2 protein-coding genes are annotated in these 1,734 nt (G+C 67.6%); both read left to right on the forward strand.

Translation table 11 applies throughout. The features are described 5' to 3' along the window. Positions 1–747: ABC transporter permease subunit (locus tag ACH4UM_RS41675; RefSeq protein WP_398191870.1), on the forward strand; the 747-nt coding region annotated here is incomplete at its 5' end. Positions 748–760: 13 nt separating this feature from the next. After that, the gene (locus ACH4UM_RS41680; RefSeq protein ID WP_398191873.1) at positions 761–1,729 is read left to right on the forward strand and encodes an ABC transporter substrate-binding protein; all 969 of its coding nucleotides are present in this window, start codon (positions 761–763) and stop codon (positions 1,727–1,729) included. The last annotated feature ends 5 nt before the right edge of the window (positions 1,730–1,734 follow it).

Genomic DNA, 1,734 nt, shown 5'->3' on the forward strand with positions numbered 1-1,734 from the left:
GACGCCATCACCAACGGGCTGCTCAACCCGTTCCAGACGCTGCTGACCGACTCACCGTGGTGGCTTGTCGGTGCGGCCCTGGTCGGCCTCGGCGTGGTGCTCGGCGGGTGGCGTGCCGGGGTGACCGCGGCCGTGTGCGTGGGCCTGCTGGTCGGCACGGGCCTGTGGTCGGACGCCATGACGACGCTGGCCTCGACGCTGGTGGCGACGGTGCTGGTGATGGTGCTCGGCGCCGTGTTCGGTGTGTGCATGGGGCGCAGCACGCTGGCGGACCGGATCGTGCGGCCCACCCTGGACGCGGCGCAGGTGATGCCGCCGTTCGTCTATCTCGTGCCGTTCCTCGCGCTCTTCGGCGCCACCCGGTTCACCGCGATCGTCGCGGCGGTCGTCTACGCGGCGCCCGTCGCGATCAAGATCATCGCGGACGGGGTGCGGAACGTGCCGGAGGCCACCGTGGAGGCGGCCACCTCCGCCGGGTGCAACACCTGGCAGATCATCACCAAGGTTCAACTGCCGATGGCCCGCAGCGCCCTGACTCTTGCGACCAACCAGGGCCTGATCTACGTGCTGTCGATGGTTGTTGTGGGCGGCCTGGTAGGGGCCGGCGCCCTCGGCTACGACGTCGTGGCCGGATTCTCGCAGGGAGAGCTGTACGGCAAGGGGCTGGCGGCGGGGCTCGCCATCGTACTGCTCGGAGTCATGTTCGACCGGATCACTCAGGCTGCGGCGCGACGCACCAGGGCATAAGGAGCACGACACCATGGCAAGACACTGGCGAGCCGGCGCGGCCGGCCTGGCCGTCCTCGGCCTCACCCTCACGGCCTGCGGAGGGGCGAAGGTCGGCGACAGTTCGTCCTCCGGCGGCTCGAAGAGCTCGGGCGGCAAGTGCGGCACCTTCAACCTCGCCGTCAACCCCTGGGTGGGCTACGAGGCGGACGCGGCGGTCGTCGCGTACGTGGCGCAGCACGACCTCGGCTGCACGGTCAGCAAGAAGGACCTGAAGGAGGAGATCGCCTGGCAGGGCTTCGGCACGGGTGAGGTCGACGCCGTCCTGGAGAACTGGGGCCACGACGATCTGAAGAAGAAGTACATCAGCGGCCAGAAGACCGCAGTGGAGGCGGGGCAGACCGGCAACAAGGGCATCATCGGCTGGTACGTGCCGCCGTGGCTGGCCAAGGCCCACCCGGACATCACCGACTGGAAGAACCTGAACAAGTACGCCGACAACTTCAAGACCTCCGAGTCGGGCGGCAAGGGCCAGCTGCTCGACGGGGACCCGTCGTACGTCACCAACGACGCGGCGCTGGTGAAGAACCTGAAGCTGAACTTCAAGGTGGTGTACGCGGGCAGCGAGACCGCGCTCATCCAGGCGTACCGGACCGCCGAGAAGAACAAGCAGTGGGTGATCGGCTACTTCTACGAGCCGCAGTGGTTCCTGTCCGAGGTGCCGCTGGTCAAGGTCAACCTGCCCGCGTACAAGACGGGCTGCGACGCCGACGCGGCCAAGGTCGCCTGCGACTATCCCGTCTACGACCTGGACAAGATCGTCAGCGCGAAGTTCGCCAAGTCCGGCAGCCCCGCCTACGACCTGGTGAAGAACTTCCACTGGACCAACGACGACCAGAACGCCGTGGCCAAGTACATCGCGCAGGACAAGCTGTCCCCCGACGCGGCGGCCAAGAAGTGGGTCGAGGCGAACCGCGACAAGGTCGAGGCCTGGCTGAAGTAACGGAC

It is taken from the genome of Streptomyces sp. NPDC020801, from assembly GCF_044334385.1.
In the GTDB taxonomy this organism is placed as follows: Bacteria; Actinomycetota; Actinomycetes; order Streptomycetales; family Streptomycetaceae; genus Streptomyces.

What these genes read in the sequence shown, in the direction of transcription:
- ACH4UM_RS41680 (WP_398191873.1), top strand. Translation starts at nt 761, where the DNA reads ATGGCAAGACACTGGCGAGCCGGCGCGGCCGGCCTGGCCGTCCTCGGC.